The 22,159-nt window shown below is 75.6% G+C and carries 20 protein-coding genes; 12 read left to right on the top strand and 8 right to left on the bottom strand.

Features of this window, described 5'->3' with window-relative positions:
* Positions 1–17: 17 nt before the first annotated feature.
* Positions 18–1,403 (bottom strand): glutamine synthetase family protein, encoded by a 1,386-nt coding sequence (locus GEV43_RS26760; protein ID WP_309239857.1) that lies wholly within the window; start codon positions 1,401–1,403, stop codon positions 18–20.
* Between the two features lie 188 nt (positions 1,404–1,591).
* Here GEV43_RS26760 and GEV43_RS26755 point away from each other — a divergent pair, with 188 nt between their 5' ends.
* Positions 1,592–2,380, top strand: coding sequence for an acetoacetate decarboxylase family protein (locus GEV43_RS26755; protein ID WP_160823069.1), 789 nt, complete (start codon positions 1,592–1,594; stop codon positions 2,378–2,380).
* Positions 2,381–2,424: 44 nt separating this feature from the next.
* On the opposite strand, the gene GEV43_RS26750 is transcribed toward GEV43_RS26755, so the two are convergent.
* The gene (locus GEV43_RS26750; protein ID WP_160823068.1) at positions 2,425–3,894 is read right to left on the bottom strand and encodes an APC family permease; all 1,470 of its coding nucleotides are present in this window, start codon (positions 3,892–3,894) and stop codon (positions 2,425–2,427) included.
* Between the two features lie 106 nt (positions 3,895–4,000).
* On the opposite strand from GEV43_RS26750, the gene GEV43_RS26745 reads away from it, so the two are divergent.
* The 10 genes from GEV43_RS26745 to GEV43_RS26700 all read left to right on the top strand — a co-directional run bounded on the left by GEV43_RS26745 (position 4,001) and on the right by GEV43_RS26700 (position 14,055).
* Positions 4,001–4,573 (top strand): MarR family winged helix-turn-helix transcriptional regulator, encoded by a 573-nt coding sequence (locus tag GEV43_RS26745; RefSeq protein WP_160823067.1) that lies wholly within the window; start codon positions 4,001–4,003, stop codon positions 4,571–4,573.
* 108 nt (positions 4,574–4,681) lie between these two features.
* Positions 4,682–5,593: an LLM class flavin-dependent oxidoreductase gene (locus GEV43_RS26740; RefSeq protein WP_160823066.1), complete on the top strand. Its 912-nt coding sequence runs from the start codon at positions 4,682–4,684 to the stop codon at positions 5,591–5,593.
* Positions 5,594–5,652: 59 nt separating this feature from the next.
* Positions 5,653–6,774 carry a serine protease gene (locus GEV43_RS26735; RefSeq protein WP_160823065.1) on the top strand — a complete coding sequence of 374 codons (1,122 nt, stop codon included), beginning with the start codon at positions 5,653–5,655 and terminating at the stop codon, positions 6,772–6,774.
* Positions 6,771–7,289 (top strand): hypothetical protein, encoded by a 519-nt coding sequence (locus GEV43_RS26730; RefSeq protein WP_160823064.1) that lies wholly within the window; start codon positions 6,771–6,773, stop codon positions 7,287–7,289. The genes GEV43_RS26735 and GEV43_RS26730 overlap by 4 nt, the downstream gene beginning before the upstream one ends.
* Positions 7,286–9,637 carry a serine/threonine-protein kinase gene (locus GEV43_RS26725; protein WP_160823063.1) on the top strand — a complete coding sequence of 784 codons (2,352 nt, stop codon included), beginning with the start codon at positions 7,286–7,288 and terminating at the stop codon, positions 9,635–9,637. Before GEV43_RS26730 ends, GEV43_RS26725 begins: the two co-directional genes overlap by 4 nt.
* An 81-nt stretch (positions 9,638–9,718) precedes the next feature.
* Positions 9,719–11,164: a VWA domain-containing protein gene (locus GEV43_RS26720; protein ID WP_160823062.1), complete on the top strand. Its 1,446-nt coding sequence runs from the start codon at positions 9,719–9,721 to the stop codon at positions 11,162–11,164.
* Positions 11,161–12,324 carry a hypothetical protein gene (locus tag GEV43_RS26715; protein WP_160823061.1) on the top strand — a complete coding sequence of 388 codons (1,164 nt, stop codon included), beginning with the start codon at positions 11,161–11,163 and terminating at the stop codon, positions 12,322–12,324. The genes GEV43_RS26720 and GEV43_RS26715 overlap by 4 nt, the downstream gene beginning before the upstream one ends.
* A 1-nt stretch (position 12,325) precedes the next feature.
* A complete protein-coding gene (locus tag GEV43_RS26710; protein WP_160823060.1) occupies positions 12,326–12,766 on the top strand; it encodes a hypothetical protein in 441 nt (146 codons plus the stop codon).
* Complete coding sequence (locus tag GEV43_RS26705; protein ID WP_160823059.1) at positions 12,691–13,710, top strand: extracellular solute-binding protein; 1,020 nt, start codon at positions 12,691–12,693, stop codon at positions 13,708–13,710. The genes GEV43_RS26710 and GEV43_RS26705 overlap by 76 nt, the downstream gene beginning before the upstream one ends.
* Positions 13,711–13,716: 6 nt before the next feature.
* Positions 13,717–14,055: a CU044_2847 family protein gene (locus GEV43_RS26700; protein ID WP_160823058.1), complete on the top strand. Its 339-nt coding sequence runs from the start codon at positions 13,717–13,719 to the stop codon at positions 14,053–14,055.
* A 40-nt stretch (positions 14,056–14,095) separates the two neighbouring features.
* Here the strand turns inward: GEV43_RS26700 and GEV43_RS26695 are convergent, their stop codons facing one another.
* From GEV43_RS26695 to GEV43_RS26670, 6 genes are all read right to left on the bottom strand, one after another.
* Positions 14,096–14,959, bottom strand: a complete 864-nt coding sequence (locus GEV43_RS26695) for a phosphotransferase enzyme family protein (RefSeq protein WP_160823057.1) — start codon at positions 14,957–14,959, stop codon at positions 14,096–14,098.
* A complete protein-coding gene (locus GEV43_RS26690) occupies positions 14,956–15,879 on the bottom strand; it encodes a fumarylacetoacetate hydrolase family protein (protein ID WP_160823056.1) in 924 nt (307 codons plus the stop codon). The genes GEV43_RS26695 and GEV43_RS26690 overlap by 4 nt, the downstream gene beginning before the upstream one ends.
* Positions 15,880–16,779, bottom strand: coding sequence for a 3,4-dihydroxyphenylacetate 2,3-dioxygenase (locus GEV43_RS26685; protein ID WP_160823055.1), 900 nt, complete (start codon positions 16,777–16,779; stop codon positions 15,880–15,882).
* Complete coding sequence (locus tag GEV43_RS26680) at positions 16,767–18,233, bottom strand: aldehyde dehydrogenase family protein (protein WP_160823054.1); 1,467 nt, start codon at positions 18,231–18,233, stop codon at positions 16,767–16,769. Before GEV43_RS26680 ends, GEV43_RS26685 begins: the two co-directional genes overlap by 13 nt.
* A gap of 102 nt (positions 18,234–18,335) precedes the next feature.
* Positions 18,336–19,040: a type 1 glutamine amidotransferase gene (locus tag GEV43_RS26675; RefSeq protein WP_160823053.1), complete on the bottom strand. Its 705-nt coding sequence runs from the start codon at positions 19,038–19,040 to the stop codon at positions 18,336–18,338.
* An 85-nt stretch (positions 19,041–19,125) separates the two neighbouring features.
* A complete protein-coding gene (locus GEV43_RS26670) occupies positions 19,126–20,661 on the bottom strand; it encodes a carboxyl transferase domain-containing protein (protein ID WP_160823052.1) in 1,536 nt (511 codons plus the stop codon).
* A gap of 71 nt (positions 20,662–20,732) precedes the next feature.
* Here GEV43_RS26670 and GEV43_RS26665 point away from each other — a divergent pair, with 71 nt between their 5' ends.
* Complete coding sequence (locus GEV43_RS26665; protein WP_160823051.1) at positions 20,733–22,151, top strand: amidase; 1,419 nt, start codon at positions 20,733–20,735, stop codon at positions 22,149–22,151.
* Positions 22,152–22,159: the final 8 nt, after the last annotated feature.

Here is a 22,159-nt window from a genome sequence, read left to right as displayed (position 1 = left end):
GGTGGCTCCTTCGCCGGCTACAGGTGGTACCCGTACTCGCGGAACTCCCAGTCGGTGACGTGGCGGCCGAAGCGCGCGACCTCGTCCCTCTTGTAGGCGAGGAACGAGGCGACGAACCGTTCGCCGAGCACCTCGGCGAGGGCGTGGTCGGCGGCGAGGGCGCCCAGTGCGGACGGCAGGTCGGCGGGCAGGACGGGCGCCTTCGCGGGGTCGTAGCCGTACCCCTCCAGCGGCGGCGGCGCGGCGAGCTTGTCGCGGACGCCGAGGTGGACGGCGGCGAGCAGCCCGGCGATGCCGAGGTACGGGTTGGCGGACGCGTCGCCGAGGCGGACCTCGATGCGGGTCGCGGCGCCGCGCTCGGGCGGGATCCGCACCATCGCGCTGCGGTTGTCGAGCCCCCAGTCGATCAGCCACGGCGCGAGCGTGTCGGGCCCGAACCGCTTGTAGGAGTTGACCGTCGGGTTGAGCAGGGCGGCGAGCGCGGGCGCGTGCTCCAGCACCCCCGCGACCGCGGCGCGGGCGACGTCGGACAGCCCGTCGCCGTCCCCGCTCGCGAAGACGTTGTGGCCCGTCGCGTCCACGCACGACAGGTGGACGTGGAAGCCGGAGCCGCCGTCGTCGTTGAACGGCCTCGCCATGAACGTCGCGAGCCGTCCCTCCGTGCGGGCGATCTCCTTGACGGCGGCCTTGAAGCGGAACGCGCGGTCGGCGGCGTCGAGGGCCTCGGAGTGGTCGAGGTTGATCTCGAACTGGCCGACGCCGAACTCGTGGTTGCCCATCGTGACGCCGAGGCCGAGGTCGCGCAGGTACCGGAGCGTCCGCAGCAGGTGCCCGTCGGGATCGCCCTTGCGGCCGGCGGAGTAGACGCTGCCGGGGCCGCCGCCGTACCGCCTCCAGCCGGTGGGCGAGCCGGGGTCCGGGTCGCACAGGTAGTACTCCAGCTCGGGCCCGGCGACGGCGGTGAGGCCGAGGCCCGCGAGCCGTTCGACGGCGCGGCGCAGCACCTCGCGCGGGCCCTCGGGGCACGGCTCGTCGCGGTCGGGCTCGTACGCCTCGCCGAGGCACTGCGCGACGCCGGGCTCCCACGGCAGCGGGACGAGCGTGGCGAGGTCGGGGCGGACGCGGATGTCGGGCATCCCGGCGTCCAGCCCGCCCGCGACGTCGGCCGTGTCGCCCTGCGGGCTGGTGTGGTAGACGGCGCGGCAGAACGCCAGGCCGTGCTCCACGGCGTCGGGCAGCCGTTCGACCAGCACGTCCCGGGCGCGGTCTATGCCGACCAGGTCGGGGTAGGTGACGCGCACGACGTCGATGCCCTCCCCCGCCAGGCGGTCCGCCACCTCGCGCGGACCGCCGCCGGCGCCGGCGGGGGCGTCGCGGGCGCCTTCGGGGTCGTGTCCGTTCACCTGGGCTCTCCCCTCGGGGGACGGGGCGACGAAAGTCATTTGGGCTCAAACCATATGGGGGCGTCCCGGCCCTGGCAAGGGTCCGGCGGGAGACGGCGCGATCACCGGGGCGGGTGACAAACCGGGGCGCGGGCGCATAACGTACGGGCCCAAACGACATGCGGCGCGGCGACCCGAAGGAGAGCGCGATGGCACCGGTGCGAGGCTTCCTCCATCCCAGGACCGCGACGGGGCGCTCGTCGCTGATCCCCGCGCCGCCGTGGCACTACTCCGGCGACCTGCTCACCGTGGAGTACCGCACCGACCCGGCCCGCGTCGCCGAGCTGCTGCCCGCGCCCCTGGAGCCCGCCCCGGACGACCCGGGCGCGGTCGCGGTGATCTGGGCCGACTGGCAGTCGTGCTCGGACTCCGCCGAGGAGCTGCTCGACCCGGTCCGCTCCCAGTACAAGGAGTGCTTCGTCGTCGTCCGCTGCTCGTTCGAGGGCCGGACGTACTCGCGGTGCGTCTACATCTGGGTCGACAAGGACTTCGCCCTCGCGCGCGGCCTGCACCAGGGGTATCCGAAGAAGCTGGGCTCGATCCACCAGACGCGGCCGCACCCGTTCGGGCGGGCGGCGCCCCGGCTCGCTCCCGGCGGGCGGTTCGGCGCGACGCTCGCCGCGGGCGACCGCCGCCTCGCCGAGGCGGTCGTCACCCTGACCGGGCCGTCCGAGACCAACGGGTTCGTCAACGCCCATCCGATGGCGCACCACCGGTTCCTGCCGTCCATCGAGGTGGACGGCGCGCCCGCGCTGGACGAGCTGGTCGAGTCGGGCGCCGCGTCGTTCGAGGCGGGCCGGGCGTGGCGCGGCGACGCCGAGCTGCGCCTGTACGACGCGCCGACCGAGGAGCTCGCGGCGCTGGAGGTCCGGGAGGTCATCGGCGCGTACCACCGGCAGGTCGGCGTGACCTGGGCGGGCGGCCGCCGCCTCGCCTGAGCGGCCGGCCGCCCGAGCGCCCGAGCGCCGCGCGGGGCGGGCCGTCACGCGCCGGGCGGGCGGCCGATCCGGGCGTAGGCGTCCGGGCGGGCCGCCCGCAGGTACGCGGCGTGGAGCAGGCCGGCGACGGCCGCCGCGAGGAGCAGGCCGGGCAGCAGCCAGACCAGCGCGGAGTCCCGGTCGGCGCCGAGGAGGGCGTCGAAGTTCAGCAGGCACGCGACGAACACGGCGGCGAGGCCGAGGCCCGACAGGACCGGCGCGGCGAGGCGGTTCCAGGCGTTCTCGCCGCGCGGGTCGCGGGCGAAGTGGCGGACCACCGCCGCCGAGGTCAGCGCGAGCAGCAGGATGACGCCGAGCGCGCCGAGGTTGGTGAACCAGTTGAACAGCGTCAGCACCGGGTCCTCGCCCGCGGCCGCGAAGGCGGCGACCGCGAGGACCGCGAGCGCGCTCTGCGCCGCCGACCCGGCGTGCGGCGAACGGTGCCGCGGGTGCGTGCGGCCGAGGACGCCGGGCAGCACCCCTTCGCGGCCGAGCGAGAAGAAGTAGCGCGCGACCGCGTTGTGGAACGACAGCAGCGCCGCGAACAGGCTCGTCACGAGGAACACCTGCGCGAGGTCGGCGAAGAGCGCGCCGACGTGCTGCTCGGCGAGCGCGAAGACGAGACCCGGGCCGTCCTCGCGGGCGCGGCGGGCGATGTCCTCCGCGCCGGTCCCGACCGTCATGGCCCAGGCGGTGAACGCGTAGAAGACGCCGATCAGCGCGACCGCGGCGTACGTGGCGCGGCCGACCGTGCGGCGCGGGTCGCGGCACTCCTCGCTGTAGATCGCCGCGGCCTCGAAGCCCATGAAGCTCGCCATCGCGAAGCAGAACGCGGCGCCGACCGCGCCGTCCCGCGCCGCGTCCACGCCGAGCGGGCCGAACGACACACCCGACGGCGCGCCCGCGAGCTGCCCGGCGTCGAAGACCAGCACGGTGAGGAACTCGACGGCGAGCAGCACGCCGAGCACCCGCGCGTTGAGGTCGATCCGGCGGAACCCGAGCACCGCGACGGCCGCCGCCCCGGCGAGCGCCGCCGCCCACCACGGCACGTCCAGGTGCGCCTTGGTCTTGAGCAGGTCGGCGGTCGTGAACCCGAACAGGCCGTACAGCCCGATCTGCATGGTGTTGTAGCTGACGAGCGCGACGAACGCCGCGCCGACGCCCGGGACGCGCCCGAGCCCGTGCGTGACGTACGCGTAGAAGGCCCCGGCGTTGGACACCGAACGGCTCATCGCCGCGTACCCGCCGGTGAACGCGGCGAGCAGGACGGCCAGCACCACGTACAGCAGCGGTATCCCCGTCACGCCGGTCACGGCGAACGAGGTGGGCAGGCCGCCCGCGGCGACGGTCAGCGGCGCGGACGCGGCGACGACGAAGAAGACGATCCCGGGGACGCCGATCCGGCGGCGGGCCGTTGCGCGCGCGGGGCCGGGGCCGGGTTCGGAGCCGGACGGGAGGACGTCGGGGACCGCCATGCGCAACTCCAGAGCCGGATCGTTTGGGCCCGCACGATTTGCGAGAGTACGGACTCCGGCCGCGCCTGACAAGGGTAGATTCGGTGCCGCCGACGAAGGGGGCACCGTGACCGGGCACCACACGCTGCAAGAGACCGAGCAGGCGATCCAGCGCCGGCTCGGGGACGTCCCGCTGCGCCACGACGCGATGATGGCGGTCTCCAACATCTACCGCGCCGCGGCGGCGATCCGGCAGCATTTCGAGAGCTCGGTGCTGCGCGGGGCCGACCTCACCTGGACGGCGTTCGTGGTGCTCTGGGTCGTGTGGATCTGGGACGAGATGGAGACGCGGCACGTCGCCGAGGAGGCGGGCATCTCCAAGGGCACCCTCACCGGCGTCGTCAAGACCCTCGAAGGGCGCGGCCTGATCGAGCGCGGCTCGCACGCCACCGACGGGCGCCTGGTCCTGCTGCGCCTGACCGACAAGGGGCAGGACCTCATGCAGGGCCTGTTCCCCGCGTTCAACGCCGAGGAGGCGTTCGTGGTCGAGGGCCTCAGCCGCCCGCAGAACGAGACGCTCGCCCAGACGCTCCGCTCGGTCGTCACCCACCTGGAGGCGAACGGCGACGAGCGGCGCACGGCCCTGCGCGCCGAGTCCCCTCCCCCGCCGCGGCGCTCGGGCCGCCGCCCCCGCGCGTAGGCGCGCTCCGGGCGTGGACGCGCTCCGTACGAACCGTCCGTGCGCCTCGGACGGGATTCGCGCGCTCCCCTCTGGCCGACAACTCGTTTGGGGCCTTACGATCGCGGGATGACGCCACGCTTCGTCCTCGTCCTCAGCGAGAACCAGACCCTCACCCGCGACCTGCGGGCCTTCGTCCGCTGGGCCCGCGAGGCCGAGGACGCCGGGTTCGACGCCGTCATGGTGAGCGAGCACGTCGTCCTCGGCCGCGACGCGTCCGCCGCGGGCGTGATGGGCAACCCCCGCGAGTACGCGCTGCCCGGCAACCAGGACCCGTCCACCCCGTGGCCGGGCTCGCTGATCCTGCTCAGCGCGATCGCCTCCGCGACGACCGCCCTGCGCCTCGCCGCCGCCGCGATCCTCGCGCCGCTCCGGCACCCGCTGGCCCTCGCCCGCGACATCGGCACGCTCGACCTGCTCTCCGAGGGCCGACTGGTCGTCCAGCCGACGGTGAGCTGGAGCCGCGACGAGTACGCCGCGCTCGGCGTGCCGTTCCACCAGCGCGGCGAGATCCTCGACGAGCAGCTGGAGATCTGGGACCTGCTCTGGCGCGGCTCCCCCGTCTCCTACTCCGGGAAGCACTTCTCGTTCTCCGACGTCCACTTCGAGCCCCGCGCGCACCGGCCGGACGGGCCGCGCATGTGGTTCGGCGGGCAGCACCTGCACGACCGGCTCCTGCACCGCCTGCTCCGCTACGGGCACGGCTTCCACCCGCTCGGCCGCCCCACGCCGGACGACCTCGCCCGGCTGCGCGCCGCCCTCGGGGGCCGCGAACTGGAGATGATCGGCGGGGTCCGGCCCACGTTCCCCGACGACCACTCCCCCGCGCCGCTCGCGCCCGCGCTGGAGAGCATCCCCGAGCAGGTCGCTGAGGGTTTCACGACGTTCTGCATCAAGCCGTCCCAGTTCGTGGACGACCCGGACGCCGTCGGGCCGTTCTGCCGGGAGGTCGTCGCGCGCGCCGAGGCGCTCCTGCGCTGATCGCGCCCGGCCCGGGAACGTACTGACGCCGCGCCTGTCCGCGCGTACCGTGAAACGGCATGAGGCAGTCCCCCGGCCCGTGGCTCGTGCGCGTCGACGACGTCGAGGGACGCGTTCGCGGCGGCGGCACCCTGCTCGACGAGGAGCACGTGCTGACCTGCGCGCACGTGCTCGACCCGGACGCCGGGGCGGTCGTGCGCGCGCGGGGCGGCGACGGCGGGATCAAGGCGGCCGTCCGCGACCTGGTGCCGCCCTCGGACGAGGGCCACCGCGGCGACGTCGCGGTGCTGCGGCTGGCCGCGCCCGTGGAGGGCGCGCCGCGGGTCCGGCTGCGCCGCAAGTGGACCGTGGACGAGGTGGTGCGCAGCTTCGGGTTCCGGGAGGGCGCCGAGGCGGGCGGGCTCACCGCGTTCGGCCGCCTCAGCGGGTACGACCTGTACGGCGAGCGGGTGGAGATCATCCCCCGGGACGCCAAGGGCCCGGTCATCGAGCGCGGCTTCAGCGGCGCGGCGGCGCTGAACGCCGCCGGGGAGGTCTGCGGCGTCGTCGTCAGCGTCGTCACCGACCTCCGGGACGCGAGCTGGATGATCGGCGTCGACGCGCTGCTGAGGCACCTCCCCTGGCTGCGCGAGTACCTGGTCGTGGACGACAGCGTCAACGACCGGCGGTTCCGGGTCCCGACGGCGGGCCGGAGCGACCCGGACACCCCGTTGAAGCGCGCCCTGGCGGAGTGGATCGGGGACGACTCCGCGGGCGGCGTCGTCGTGGTGAGCGGGGCGGAGGCGGCGACCGCCGTGGCGGAGCTGGTCGGGCCCGCGCTGCCCGCCTACCGGGCGCGGGTCTCGCAGCGGGAGCGCGACGGCGGGCTGCCGTTCGGGAGCGTGGACGCGGCCCTCGACGCCACCGGCCGGACGACCGCCGAGATGTCCGCGGCCATCGCGACCGCGCTCGGCCTGCGCGCCGACGGCGGGCGCGGGCTGATCCACGCGCTGGAGGCGCTCGGACCGCCCGTCACCGTGGTCGTCAACTCGGTCGACGCCGCCGCCGACCCCGCCGAGCTGTGCGAACGGGTGCTGTGGCCGATCGCGGTCAGGTCCCCGCTGCTCCGGGTGCGGCTGCTGCTCGGATTCGGCGGGGAGCCCTGGAGCCGCTTCGCGGACGCCCTGGTGACCGGGCCGTGAACGCGCCGCGGGGACCGGACCGGCTGGACCGGCTGGTCGAGAACCTGGCCCGGATCGAGCGGCGGACCGCGGAACGGTACGACCACGCGGCCCGGCGCTTCTTCGACGTCCCCGAGCCCGCGACGCCCGTCGCGGCGTCGCTGCGCGTCCGGCTGGCGATGGTGCGCCACGCGCGCGGCGCGCGGGAGGAGGCCGTGCGGGAGCGGCGGCTCGCCGGGATCCGCGACGCGGCCGAACGGGCCGCCGCGCGTGCGGCGCGCGTCGACGAGCGGATCGGCGAGCTGCTGGAACGGCGCGCGATGCTGCGCCGCCGCCTCGACGCCTACCTGGCCTACGCGCGCCGCGAGGCGTACGAGCGGGACGGCCGTCCGCTGGAGGACGACGTCCTGAACGCGCGCCACGAGCGGGCGCACGCGGCGCTCTACACGGGCCCGATGGACCTGGACCAGGCGGAGCGGCTCGTCCAGCGGTTCGTGGCGGCGGTACGACGGCGCTTCCCGGAGGTGACCCCGTGACCTGCGAGCATCCCGACTGCACCGGAACGGTCGGCGAGCACGGCTACTGCGACACCTGCCTGCGGGAGCCGCCGCCGGCGGCGCGCCGGAGGGCGGCGTCCCAGCCGCCCACCGACCGGTACGTCGCCGGCACCGAACCGGTCGGAGCGGACCCGCCCAGCGCCCGGCCGACCGGAGCCGATCCGACGCGGGAGAACGGGACGCGGGCGGAGGCGACGCGGCGGGAGCCCGGCCAGGGCCCCGTCCCGTCGCTCTCCGCTCCGCTCGACACCGGGCCGTGGTGGGGCCTGGAGCTGATCTCCGCGCCGGTCGCGAGGGAGGCGCCGGGGCCCGAGGACGCCCTGATCCCCGATCCGCGCGTCCCCGCGGAGCGGTGGCGGTGCCGCACCTGCCGCGCGCCGGTCGGCACCTCCCATCACGGGCAGGAGCGGCTGAGCCGGGGACGGTGCCCGATGTGCGGCACGCCGTACTCGCCGGACAAGTACGCGGCGCGGCTCGCACCGGGCGACCTGGTGGACGGCCGCTACAAGGTGCTGGGGTGCGTCGGGCAGGGCGGCGTCGGCTGGGTCTACGCCGCCCGCGACGACCATCTGGACGACCGGTGGGTGGCGCTCAAGGGCCTGGTCGACAGCGCCGACCCCGACAGCCGGGACGCGGTGAAGGCGGAGAAGCATTTCCTGCTGAGCATCGAGCACGAACGCATCGTCCGCATTCACGACTCGGTGTTCCACGAGCACGGCGGCCGGCTCGATCTGTACCTCGTGATGGAGTTCATCGAGGGCTATCCGCTGTCCGATTCCCGTTTTCTGTCGCATTCCCTGGAGGAGGTGCTCGGGACCGTTCTCCAGATATTGCAGGCGATGGACTACCTGCACCGGCACGGCTATCTGTTCTGCGACCTCAAACCGAGCAACGTGATGATGTCGCCGTCCGGGGCGAAGCTCATCGACCTCGGCGCCGTCAACAGCAATTGGTCGACGCTGGAGTTCGCCGCACCGGAACTGCGCGAGGCGGGCCCGAGCGTCGCCACCGACCTGCACACGGCGGGCCGCACGCTCCAGGTGCTGACCGAGCCGTTCGGGACGCCGATCGAGCCGCTCCGGGGGCTGATCGCGTGCGCGACGCACCCGGACCCGGCGCGCCGGTTCAGCTCCGCCGCGGCGTTCGCCGACCAGCTCAGCGGCGTGCTGAGCGAGCTGCTGGCGCTGGCCGGCGGCCCGGCCCGGCAGGTGCCGTCGCGGCTGTTCGCGCCGGGCGCCGAGGCGTTGGACGGCGGGCTCGGCGTCGCGCCGCCGCTGTCCTGGTGGACGTCGGCCGAGGCGCAGGCGGCGGCGGAGGCGGGCGAGTGCCGCCCGCTGCCGGTGGAGTTGCCGCCCCGGGGGCGGGCGGCGGCGCGGCTGCCCGAACCGCACCCCGACCCGCGCGATCCGGCGGCCGGTTTCCTCGGCACGCAGATGAGCTCCGACGCGCGGACCGCCGCCGCGCAGCTCGACGCCTACGGCCGCCCCTCGGAGGAGGTGCTGCTGAGGCGCTGCCGCGTACGGGTGAGCCTCGGCGACCTGGACGCCGCCCGCTCGGCGCTCGGGTCGCTGCCGCCGCCGCGGGACCGCTGGCGCAGGGCCTGGCAGGAACGGTGGCACCTCGGGCTCATCGCGCTCGCGGACGGCGCGTTCGCGGCGGCGTCGGACTGCTTCGCCGCCTGCTCGGCGCTGCTGCCGGGAGAGGCCGCGCCGCGGTTCGCCCGCGCGCTCTGCGAGGAGTACCGGGAGCGCCGCGCGGAGGCCGAACGGCTGTACCGGGCGGTCTGGGCGGCGGACGAGGCGTTCGAGGGGGCGCTGTTCGGCCTGGCGCGGGTGCTGCTGCGCGACGGCGACCGGGCCGAGGCGGTCGCGGCGCTCGACGAGATCCCCGGGACCTCGCCGTACCGGCACGCCGCCCGGCTCGCCGCGATCCGGGCACTGGCGGGACGGCTCCCCCGCCGAGCCGCGGACGGCGCGGACGGCGGCGCGAGCGGCGACGCGAACGGCGGCGCGAGCGCGGGCGTGCCCGCGCCCGAGGATCTGGCCGAGGCCGAGCGGAGGCTGGCGACCGCCACCCTCTCCGAGCCGGACCGCACCCGGCTTCGGGCGTCGGTGCTGGAAGCCGCACTGGCGCTGTCCGAATCCGGACAGGAATTGCGCGCGTCCGGCCCGTTCGCCGGCGGCGGCGCCCTCACCGGCGGCAACGAGGAAATCCGCGAGAAGCTGGAAGAAACGTATCGGGAGCTATGCCTGCACACGGCCGACGCGGACGACAAGACGATTCTCACCGATCTTGCCAATAGGGTGCGCCCGCTGACCTTCTGGTGAAAAGGGCTTCTTGTTCTTCCACCACCGGCTTATGGTCCGTAGTGAACGCCGGAGATCCACGCCGTAACGGGGAGGCGGCAGATGAGCGGACCGAACCGGTTCTCGGTGGACGCCTACTACGAGGAGAACCCCCCGCGGGCGTCCGAGCAGGTTTCGGTCCTGGTGCGAGTGGCCGGGGACGGTTCGGGGAACGGGTCGCAGGACGGGCCGCCGAGGCGGGCCTCCTACGGCGGCCGGGTCGCCGAGGTCATCGTCCTGGACCGTTCGGGCTCCATGGCCTATCCCGTCACCAAGCTGGAGAGCGCGCAGAAGGCGGCCTGCGCCGCGATCGACACGCTGCCGGACGGCGCGCTCGTCGCCGTCCTGGAGGGGACGCACGCGGCGCGCATGGTGTACCCGCGCGAGTGGATGCTCGCGCCGCTGTCCCCGCGGATCCGCGCCGACGTCAAGAAGGCGGTCCGGGAGCTGCGGCCGAGCGTGGAGGGCACCGTCATGGGGGCGTGGCTGGACGCCGCCCGCGAACTGCTGGAGACGTGCGACGCCCCGATCCGCCACGCGACCCTGCTCACCGACGGCCGCAACGAGCACCAGTCCCGCGCCGCGCTCGACGCGGCCATCGACGCGTGCCGCGACGTGCTGACCTGCGACGCCCGCGGGATCGGCGCCGACTGGGACCCCGACGAGCTGCTGCGCGTGGTCGAGGCGCTGCACGGCTCCGCGCCGGAGCTGTCCTGCGTCGGCGACCTCGCCGCCGACTTCACCGGCGTGATGGCGCGGCTGCTGGCGGCGGGCCTGCCGGAGCTGTGGCTGAGGGTGCGCTGCGGGAAGGGCGTCTCGCTCGGCACCGCCGAGCAGCTCGTCCCGATGCTCGTCGACCTCGCGCAGCACCGCGACGACGGCGCGGGCGGGATCCACTTCGCGCTCGGGCCCTGGGGCGACGAGGTGCGCGACTACACGCTCGGGTTCGCGGCCGACCCCGGCGCCGCGCCCGCCGCCCGCGCCCACCGCATCGCGTCGGTGGAGCTGGTGGCGGGGAGGTCGCGGGAGCCGATCCCGGGCACGCGCGCGTTCGTCGACGTCCGGTGGACCGACATGGCGCCGCCGCGGACGGACCTGCAACCGCACCAGAACCTCGTCAAGCGCGCCCAGCGGATGGGCGCGGGCTGCCGCGCGTGGCTGCGCGGCGATCCGGACGCCGCGCTGCGCCACTGGGACGAGGCCCGCGCGCTCGCCACGGAGTTGAACGACACCGAGGCCCTCGAATGGCTGGACCGGGTGCTGGACGGGCGCGGGCTGCGGTCCGGCCTGACCGAGGAGGTCGTGAAGCGGGTCCTGCTCGCCCACACCAGGTCGAGCGCCTTCCTGCTCCCCGAGAGGGCGCGCGAGGCGGTCGCGGAGCCCGCCGCGCCGGAGCGGACGGAACCGGAGCCGCTCGTGTGCCCCGACTGCGGACGGGTGGCGGTCCCGGGCGCGAGGTACTGCGAGAACTGCCCCTACGAGTGGCCCGACGGCGAGGACGGACGGTGACGGAGGCCGGCCTCCGCCGCACGGTCAGGGCCGAGCCCTCGACGACGGCCGGAACGCTGCGGCGGCTGCGGGTCGTGCTGGTCGGCGGCTGCGTGCTGTGCGGCGCGCTCTGCGTGCTGGCGTTCACCGGCGCCCACCGGACCGTCGACCTCGGCCTGGAGCGGAGCGCGCAGGCCGTGCTCCAGGCCGACGCGGTGGCGGCGGCGCTCGCGGACGCCGACCGCACCGCCGCCGAGGGCATCCGGTCCGGGACGGCGGCGCTCGGCGGCAACGCCGGCCAGTACGACAACGACATCGCGGCCGTCCACCAGGGGCTGGAGCTGATCGCCGAGCACCGCACCAGCGAGGATGAGGAGGCCGAGCGGAAGCTCGAACTCGTCAACGGCCTCGTCGTGTCGTACACCGCGCAGATCCAGCAGGCCCACGCCGACCTCCAGCAGGACCACCGGAGCCTCAGCCTGGTCTACCTGCGCAACGCCTCGGCCCTCCTCCACCAGGACGACGGCATCCTCGCCAACCTCTCCGAGCTTCGCGGCCTGGAGGAACGCGTCCTCCAGCGGCAGCGGTCCTCGGTGTGGGCGGCGGGCGCGACGTCCCTGCTGTGGCTGCTGCCGGTCGTGGCGCTGGCCGCGCTGCTGGTGCGCACCGACGTGCTCGTCCGCCGGAGGTTCCGGCGGCGGCTCAACGCGGGCCTGCTCGCGGCCTTCGCCGCGCTGCTGGTCATGGCCGGGACGGCGGCGCTGTCGCTGCTGTCGAACGCGCAGTTCGACGAGGCGCTGGACGGCCCGTACGCCGAGGTCAGGACGGCCGGGCTCCGGGAGGCCGCGAACACCGACGGGGACGGCAGGAACGAGATCGCGGCGCTGGCCCGGGAGCTGTGCGGCCGTGCGCGCGACTGCGCGCCCGAGATCCTCGACGGGACGTTCCTGCCGCCGTCGCTCGGGGCGCCGCCCAGCGAGGCCCGCGCCGGGGACGCGCCGAAGGCGCTGAGGGACGCGCAGCGGAAGGGGCTGGAGGAGTTCGGGCGCGAGAGCGGCGCGGCGGGCGCGGCGTTCGGGGTCCGCGTGGCGCTGATCGTCGCGATGGCCGCGCTGGCGTCCGCGGCGATCGCGTTCGGCCTGCGCCCGCGCATCAACGAGTACCGCTTCAGGAGGTCGTGAGATGGCGCGGAGCGTCCGGCGGGCCGGGCGCGCGGCGGCGGCCCTGCTGCTGGCGGCCGTCCTCGCCGGGTGCGGCGCGGAGGACCGGGGGACGCTCAGCATCCTCGTCCCGTGGACGTCGGACGAGGAGTTCGGCCACTTCGCAGAGATCATCAAGGGTTTCCAGCGGAGCGGCGAGGGGCGCGGCGTCCGGGTGCTGCCGAACCGTACCCGCGCGACCAGGCAGGTGCTGGAGGCCAGCATCCACAACCGCCGTCCGCCGAACCTGGCGATCGTGCCCTCGCCGGGAGTGCTGCGCGACTACGCCGGAGAGGGCCTGGTCCGTCCGCTGGACGGGCTCGGGGCGGCGGCGGGCTCGCGCGGGAGGTGGGCCGGCGGTACGGCGCGGCCTGGCTCGGGTTCGAGAGGGCCGGGACGGCGGAGCTGTACGGGATCGCGGTGAAGGCCAACGTCAAGAGCCTGGTCTGGTACAACGGGGCCGCCCTCGGCGCCGCCGCTCCGGGCTGGAAGCCGCCGGGCACGTGGCGGGACCTGCTCGCCCTCCAGGACCGGATCGTCGGCGCGCGCGGCACGCCCTGGTGCATGGCCATGTCCGACCCGCCCAACTCCGGCTGGCCCGGCACCGACTGGATCGAGGACATCCTCCTGCACCAGGCCGGGCCCGAGGAGTACGCACGTTTCGCGCGGGGCACCCTGCCGTGGCGTTCCGAGCGGGTGCGCGGCGCGTGGCGGGCCTGGGGCGAGATCGTGGGCGGGGCGGGCCACATCCGGGGCGGCCGGCTCGGCGCGATGCTGACCGCCTACGGCCGCCGCGACGATCCGATGTTCGCCGCCGCGCCGGGCTGCCACCTCGGCCACGGCGCGACGATCAGCACCTCGCGTCCGGGCGCGGGGGGCGGCGGCTTCTTCCCGTTCCCCGCCTTCTCGTCCCCTCCGCCAGCAGGCGGTCCGGCCGCGGGCGGGGCGCCGTCCGTGGTGTCCGCCGACCTCATGGCGATGTTCCGCGACTCGCCGCAGGCCCGCGCGTTCATCCGCTACCTGGTGGGCGCCGAGGCGCAGGGGATGTGGCCCGCGGCGGCGAAGGGCGTCGCGTTCTCCCCCCACCTCAGCGTCCTGGACGACCAGATCCGGCGTGGCGGCGGTGACGCGGCCGCGCGGATCGCACGGCTCCTGGTGTCCGGCGCGCCGCTGTGCTTCGACGCGTCGGACTGGATGCCGGACGCCATGGCGAACGCGTTCTACCGGGCGACGCTGGAGTACCTGGACTCCCCGACGTCCGCGCGGCTGGAGGAGATCCTCCGGCAGCTCGACACCGTGCGGACCGAGGCGAAGGCCCCCGTTCCCGACGACACCGCGTGCGGTACCGCACCGACGCAGAAGGGCTAGGACCCGATGGCCGAACGTACGGAGTTCCTCCTGGAGTCCGGCGGCACCGTGATCGTGGAGACGGCGGAGAGACCGGGCGTCGGACCGGCGGGCCGCGTCGACCGCGCGGTGGAGAGGGCGGGCCGGACGCTGCGCGAGTCGCTGGACACGGTCGCGGGCGCGGCGGGCGACATCATGGCGGCGTTCGGGTCGCTGCCCGCGCGGCCGGAGGAGGTCGAGGTGCAGTTCGGGGTGGGCCTGGACGCGTCGTTCAGCACGATCGTCGCGGAGACCACCGGCCGGGCGCACCTGCACGTGACGCTCCGCTGGAGGCCGGAGGCGGACGGAGACGCGGAGCCGGCGTGAGGCCGCGCCGCCGGGGCCGCCGGAGCGGACGGGCGTTGCGTCAGGGGCGCAGGGAGTGGAAGAGGGCGTCGCGGGCCCGGTGGTACTCGACGTCCTCCTCGTCGTGGACGACGCCTCTCGCGACGGCCACGTGGAAGTACGCCGATTCGCGGCGCAGCTTGTGGCGGGCGAGCTGCGCGAGCGACTCGTCGTCCAGCTCCCCGGCGGTACCGCCCTCTTCGAGGTAGGCGTCGACGAACTCCCGGCACAGCGACAGCTCGTCGTCGCCCCACTCGATCGCGCCCGCGGCCAGCTCCAGCTCCGGCGCGCCGATGAACGCCTCGTCCCAGTCGAGGACGGCCGCGAGCCTGCCGTCCCGGACGAGCGTGTTGCCCGTGTAGTAGTCGCCGTGCAGCGCCTGCTTGGCGTGCGTGCGGTGGAACTCGGCCAGCCAGCGGTCCAGGGCCGGGTCGGGCAGGTGGGCCTGCGGCGTGCCGTCCAGGCCGTCCTCGACGCCCGCCGGGGACGGCCGCGGGCCGGGGTCCGCGGTCGCCAGCGCGCGGTGCAAACGGGCCAGCAGCGCACCCGCCTGGACGCGCAGGTCGGTCTTCGGCCAGCTCCCGTGGACGTACGGCCAGACCGAGACGGGACGGCCGTCCGCCCGGACGACCGTCGAGCCGTCGCGGAGGGGAACGGGCGCGACGGCCTCGGGCAGCGTCGCGGCGGCGTGCAGTGCGACGGCGTGGCACCACTCGGCCTCGGCGGTCGCCCGCCACTCGGGCCCGATCCGCACCACATGGTCGCCGACGCGGTAGGCGACCGACTCCTCGCCGCCGTACAGGCGCTCGCCGTCGCCGCTCACGCCCCAGGCCGCGGCCACGGCCTCGCGCACGGCGTCAGAGAAGGGGATCTCCGCGTAGATCATGCCCGCAGCCTAAGCGCGGCGGCGCGATGGGTCGTCCGCCCGACCGCGCGGGCGGCGTGATCGTCCCGGCTAGGGCCTCTTCGGGGGCGGATGCCGCGGAACTCCCAGTCGCCGCCGAACGCGGTGGAGACGACCTCCTCCGACTCGGTCGGCTGCGCGCCGCAGTCGTCGCGGACGGGGACGGGCCCGGCGACGATGTGGTTGCGCAGGCGGCCGAGGCCCTCCGCCTCCACCTCGACCACGTCGCCCGGACGGACGGGGCGGGAGTTGGCCGGGGTGCCCGACAGCAGCACGTCGCCGGGGTTCAGGGTGATCGTGCGGGCGATGTCGGCGACGAGGTAGTGCATGTCCCAGCGCATCTCGTCGGTGCTCCCGTCCTGGACGAGCTCGCCGTTGACGTAGGTGCGCAGGTACTTGCCGCGGAAGTCCCAGCCGGTGACCAGGCCGGGGCCGAGCGGGCACAGGGTGTCGGAGCCCTTCACGCGCAGCATCGACCCGGCGTCGGTGTCGCGGAAGTCGTGCAGGCCGTAGTCGTTGGCGACGGTGTAGCCCGCGATGTGCGCGGCGGCGTCGGCGGGCGCGATGTTGCGCGCCGTCCGGCCGATGACGATCGCGATCTCGCCCTCGTAGTTGAGGTAGCGGCAGCGCTCCGGGCGGACGACCGCGCCGCCGTGGGCGTTCAGCGCGGAGGTGGGCTTGTGGAAGTAGGTGGGCGCGGGCGGCAGCGCGGTCCGGAACTCCTCGACCCGGCTGCGGTGGTTGAGGTGCACCGCGACGATCTTGGACGGGACGCACGGCGGCAGGTGGACGGCCTCGGCGGCGGGCACGCGGCGGCCGTCGGCGGCGACCAGGTCGTCGCCCTCCCGGACGGTCAGGACGGTCGCGCCGTCGAGCAGGACGCGGCGGTACTCGGTGGGCATTCAGGTCCATCCGTTCTCGGGGCGGTCGAACCAGAGGTGCACCTGGCCGGTTCCGACGGAGTTCTCGTACTGGCTGTAGAGGCGGCCCGGGGCGCGGCACGCGCGCTCGCCGAGGGCGCCGACCATCATCAGGTAGTGCCCGAAGCGGGCCTCGGGCCGGAACCGCAGGAACTCCGGCATCGTGTCGAGCACGCGCGCGTGGTCGCCGTCGCGCAGCCACGCGATGCGCTGCTCGTCGGCCGCCCGCGCCTCGGGCGTGAAGATGTGCGACGGGTCGCCCGCCTCGTGGTCGCGGATCTCGCGCAGCGGCCAGAACGTGTGCGACAGCGCCCCGGACGCGATGAGCAGCACGCGGCGGTCCAGGGCCGCGATGGCGTCGCCGAGCGCGCGGCCGAGGCGCAGGAAGTCCTCGGTGTCGGCGGTCTGGCACACGCCGATCGAGATCCACCGCCGCCCGGGGTCGCCGAGGTACGGGTCGTCGCGCAGGCCGAGGTGCGTCCACAGGTTGACGGTCGCGTAGTGGATCGGCAGCGCCGGGTCGTCGATCGCGGTGATCCACGTGCCGTGCGCGGAGGCGCGCTCCGCGACCGCGCGGGCGAGCTCGGGGTCGCCCGGGAAGTCGTACGGCATCCGGCACATGCCGCGCGGCAGCTCGTCGGAGGTGTAGAGGCCCGCGCGGCGGTCCTGCGCGGTGACGACGAACTCGACGGTCGTCGCCCAGTGCGAGTCGAGCACCACGACCGTGTCGTAGTCGCCGCGCTCGAACACCTCGGCGCGGAGCCGCCGCAGGCCGGGGACCAGGGTGGTGTCCCGCCCGCCGTTCAGCTCCCGGCGGGTGACCTCCGGCAGGACGATCGTCGGCACGTGCGCGAGGAGCCCCGCGCCGGTCACCCGGCCCATGGCGCCGTCACCGTGTTCTTGAGGTCGCAGTAGAAGTCGAAGCTCCAGTCGCCGCCCTCGCGCCCCATCCCGGACAGCCGGGACCCGCCGAACGGGGCGGCGAGGTCGCGGACGAAGAAGCAGTTGACCCAGACCGTCCCGGCGACGAGCCGTCCGGACACGCGCGCGGCGCGGTCGGGGTCGCCGGTGGCGAGGGTCGCGGCGAGGCCGTAGCGGGTGCCGTTGGCGAGCGCGACGGCCTGCTCCTCGGTGTCGAACGTCTGGAGCGTCAGGACGGGCCCGAAGACCTCCTCGGTGAGGATCTCCGCCCCGTCCGGCGCGCCGGTGAACAGGGTGGGCCGGTAGTAGAGGCCGCCGAGGTCGTCGTTCGGCCCGCCGCCGGTCAGCGCGCGGGCGCCCGCCTCGCGCGCCCGCCGGACGAACCCGTCCACGCGTTCGAGGTGGCGGCGGTGGATCTGCGGGCCCACGTCGGTGCCGGGATCGCGCGGGTCGCCCTGCTTGAGGGCCCCGGTCCGCGCGAGGAGCCGTTCGGTGAACGCCTCGGCGACGGACGACTCGACCAGCAGCCGGGTCGCGGCGAGGCAGACCTGGCCGGCGTTGTCGTACTGCTCGACGGCGAGGTCGGCGGCGAGGTCGAGGTCGGCGTCGGCGAACACCAGCAGCGGCGACTTGCCGCCCAGCTCCAGCGACATCGGCGTCAGGTGCGGCGCCGCGGCGGCGGCGATCGCCCGCGCCGTCGGGACCGAGCCGGTGAAGCTGATCCGCCGCACGTCCGGGTGGGCGGTGAGCGGCCCGCCGGCCTCCGCGCCGTACCCCTGGACGACGTTGAGCACGCCGTCCGGCAGCCCGGCCTCGGCGGCGATGTCGGCGAGCAGCGACGCGGTGAGCGGGGTCCACTCAGCGGGCTTGAGGACGACGGTGTTCCCCGCGGCGAGCGCGGGCGCGATCTTCCAGGTGGCGAGCATCAGCGGCGCGTTCCACGGCGTGATCAGCGCGCAGACCCCGGCGGGGTCCCAGCTCACGTGGTTGCGGTGGCCGCGCGTCTCGAAGTCGTCGTGACCGAGGCCGAGCAGCCGGTCGGCGAAGAACCGGAAGTTGTGCGCGACGCGCGGCATCACCCCGCGCCGGTGCGAGCGGATCAGCGCGCCGTTGTCGGCGGTCTCGACCCGCGCCAGCTCCTCGGTCCGCTTCTCGACGCCGTCCGCGATCGCGTGCAGCAGCCGGGCGCGCTCCTCGCGGCCCGTCCGCGCCCACGCGGGGAACGCCGCGCGCGCCGCGGCCACCGCCGCGTCCGCCTCCGCCGCCCCGCCCCGCGCGATCTCGGCGATCGGCCGCTCGTCGATCGGGGACAGGTCGGTGAACGTCGCGCCCCCGCCCGCCGGACGGGCCGAGGCGACGCGCTCGCCGCCGATCCAGTGCCGGGGGTCGACGGCCACGCCCGCGACTGTTGCCATCGCAGCGCACCTCCATTTTGTTTGGTCCCAAATAACCTAGGAAGCGGGCGCGGGCCGGTCAAGCGGTCGGCCGGAAGAATGTTTGGGAACAAACGAGATGGGTCACGCCCAGGCGACCCGGTCGAGGAACGCGTCCACGAGCGCGTGCGTGCGGCGCGCCGACACCGCCTCGTCCCGCCTGACCTCGGCCATCACGGCGGACGGTTCGTACCCCTCGGCCGCCATCAGCTCCGCGCCGCCCTCCTCCAGCCACAGCCCGAACTCCGCGGCGGTGATCTCGGGATGGAACTGGAGCCCGAGCGAGCGGCCGGACACGAACGCCTGCGAGCACACCGCGTTCCGCGCGATCTCCCGGGCGCCGGGCGGCAGGATCCAGCGGTCGTAGTGGAACTGGAACCACGGCCCCTCCCCCACCAGCGACGGATCGTCCGTCTCGACCCGCGTCCAGCCCATCTCGGGACGCGGCGCGCGCTCGACGCCGCCGCCGAGCGCGCACGCGAGGGCCTGCCCGCCGAAGCAGATGCCGAGGATCGGGACGCCCGCCTCGCACGCCTTGGCGAGCGCGGCCAGCTCGGGCCCGACCCAGGGGCCGATGGCCTCCACGTCGTCCACCGACCAGGGCGCGCCCATCGGGACGACCAGGTCGTAGTCGAGCGGGTCGGGGAACGCGCACTCGACGCCCGGCGCGCGGTGCCGCTCGGCGGGGACCACCAGCAGCTCGGTCAGGTCGAACCCGCGCGCCGCGAGCCGGTCGCCCACCGGGCCGGGCGGGGACTGGTGGTCGTGCTCGATGAGCAGGGCGCGCACGGGGCCTCCTCGGGTACCGGGGAACGACTCCGAAGATCGTACGAACCCAAACAAAACCCGGTCAACGCACCGGAACCCCCGGCTTTCACACGCGCGGGCGGAAACGTCCCGTCCGGGCGGCGCGGTCGGGGCCGGGCAGCGCGGCGAGCGCCCGCTCCACGGCCGCGGCGGCCCTGCGGCAGAACGCCTCCGGCTCGCGGGCCGCGTCCGGGCGCTCGTCCACCAGCGCGTCCGCGACGCCGTCGCGCAGCAGGTCGGCGGACCGCACGCCCTGCGCCGCGGCCATCTCGGCGGCCCGGTCCGGCGTCCGGTGCACGATCACCGACGCGCCCTCGGGCGGCAGCGGCGACAGCCACGCGTGCCGGGCCGCGAGGACCCGGTCGGCGGGCAGCAGCGCGAGCGCCGCGCCTCCGGCGCCCTCGCCGAGCAGCAGGCAGAGCGTCGGCGCGGGCGAGGTCACCAGGTCGGCGAGGCAGCGCGCGATCTCCCCCGCGAGGCCGCCCTCCTCCGCCTCGGCCGACAGCACCGCGCCGGGCGTGTCCACGACCGTGACCAGCGGGAGGCGCAGCTCGGCGGCCAGCCGCATCCCGCGCCGCGCGACGCGCAGCCCGGCCGGTCCGAGCGGATGGCCGGCGCGCTGGCCGCGCCGGTCCTGCCCGACGAGCACGCACGGCACCGCGCCGAACCGCGCGAGCGCCAGCAGCAGCCCCGGCTCCGCCTCCCCCTCGCCGGTGCCCGACAGCGGCGTGACGCGGCTCGCGCCGTACCGCAGCAGCTCCCGGACGCCGGGCCGTTCCGCCGCCCGCGACCGGACGATCGAGTCCCAGGCCGAGGGCAGGGCGTCCGGCGCGACCGCCTCCGGCTCGTCGGACGCGCTCCCGGGCGCGCTCCCGGACGCGCTCCCGGGCGCGCGCCCCGCCAGGCGTTCGCCGCAGAGCACGTCGAGGGCGTCGGCGGCGACGGCGGGCAGGTCGTCCACGCCGACGACGGCGTCCACCAGGCCCTGGGCCGCGAGGTTCTCGGCGACCTGCACGCCCGGAGGGAACGGCTCCCCGTACATCCCCTCGTACACCCGCGGTCCGAGGAACCCGATCAGCGCGCCCGGCTCGGCGGACGTGACATGGCCGAGCGACCCCCACGACGCGAACACCCCGCCCGTCGTCGGATGCCGCAGGTGGACGAGATAGGGCAGCCCGGCCGCGCGGTGCGCCATGACGGCCGCGGTGATCCGCGCCATCTGGACGAACGCGGCCGTCCCCTCCTGCATCCGGGTGCCGCCCGACGACGGCGCGGCGAGCAGGGGCAGCCGTTCGGCGGTCGCGCGCTCGACGGCGGAGACGATCCGGTCGGCGGTCGCCAGCCCGATCGACCCGGCCAGGAATCGGAACTCCGACACCACGAACGCGACCCTGCGCCCGCGCAGCAGCCCCTCGCCGGTCAGCACCGCCTCGTCGCACCCGCTGCGCTCCCGCGCCGCCGCCAGCTCCCGCGCGTACGCGGCCCCCGCGGCCCCTTCCCCGCCGCCCTCCGGCGGAGGGGCGGGCGGGACGTCCCACGACGTCCACGTGCCCTCGTCCAGCACCCGGCGCAGCAGCTCCCGCGCCCCGTCACGCTCAGTCACGCGTCCCCTCCCGGCCAGGCGCCAGAATCTCACGCGGCCTCGCGGACGCCCCCGGTGGGTAGGAACCGGGCATGCCCTCCTCTCTCGTCTTCTCCTCCGCCACCGAGACCGCGCGCCGCATCCGCGCGCGGGAGGTGTCCGCGCGCGAGGTGCTGCAAGCCCACCTCGACCAGATCGAACGGACCGACCCGCGGGTCAACGCGATCGCCACGCTCACCGCCGAGCGCGCCGCCGACCAGGCCCGGGACGCCGACGAACGGCTCGCGCGCGGCGAGCCGCCCGGCCCCCTGCACGGCCTGCCCGTCGCGCACAAGGACACCCACGCGACGGCCGGGATCCGCACCACGTCCGGGTCCCCGATCTTCGCCGACCACGTGCCGGAACGCGACGAGCTGGTCATCGAGCGCATCCGCGCGGCAGGGGCGGTCACGCTCGGCAAGACGAACGTCCCCGAGTTCGCCGCCGGGGCCCACACGTTCAACCCCGTCTTCGGCACGACCCTCAACCCGTACGACACGTCGCGCTCGGCGGGCGGGAGCAGCGGCGGCGCGGCGGCGGCCCTCGCGTGCGGGATGCACCCGCTCGCGGACGGGAGCGACTGGGGCGGCTCGCTGCGCAACCCCGCGTCGTTCTGCAACGTGGTCGGGTTCCGGCCGTCGCCGGGACGGGTGCCGTCGTGGCCGGTCGCGTCCCCGTGGACCGCGATGGCCGTGCAGGGGCCGATGGCCCGCGAGGTGGCGGACGCGGCGCTGCTGCTGTCGGTGCTCGCGGGCCCCGACCCGCGCAGCCCGATCGCGCTGGAGGCGCCGGGGCGGGCGTTCGCGCCGCCGCTCGGCCGCGACCTCGCCGGGCTGCGCGTCGCCTGGTCCCCGGACCTCGGCGGCGCGGTGCCCGTCGAGCCGGCCGTCACCGCCGTCCTCGAACCGGCCGTGAAGGTCTTCGCCGAGCTCGGCTGCGTCGTGGAGGAGGCGTGCCCGGACCTGTCCGGCGCCGACCGCGTGTTCCGCACGCTGCGCGCCTGGCAGTGGACGATCGCCCTCGGCGGCCTGCTGGACGAGCGCCGCGCCGACATCAAGCCCTCGCTGGTCCGCAACGTCGAGGAGGGCCGCGCGCTCGTCCCCGCCGACCTCGCGGAGGCCGAGGTGCTGCGCGCGGCCCTGTTCCACCGCGTCCGCGCGTTCTTCGAGACCTACGACGCGCTGCTGCTGCCGGTGAGCCAGGCCGTGCCGTTCGACGCCGGGCTGGAGTACCCGCAGGCGGTCGCGGGACGGCCGATGGCCGACTACCTGGAGTGGATGGCCTCCTGCTACCTGGTCTCGGCGACCGGCTGCCCCGCCCTGTCGGTCCCGGCCGGGTTCACCGGGGACGGCCTGCCCGTCGGCCTCCAGATCGTCGGCCCGCACCGCGCGGACCGCGCCGTCCTGGAGATCGGCCACGCCTTCGAGCAGGCCACCCGGCACTTCGCCCGCCGCCCGCCGCTCGCGCGGTGACGGCGGAC

This window comes from Actinomadura sp. J1-007, from assembly GCF_009793335.1.
Classification (GTDB): domain Bacteria; phylum Actinomycetota; class Actinomycetes; order Streptosporangiales; family Streptosporangiaceae; genus Spirillospora; species Spirillospora yumaensis.
This window is presented reverse-complemented; position numbering and strand designations above follow the sequence as displayed.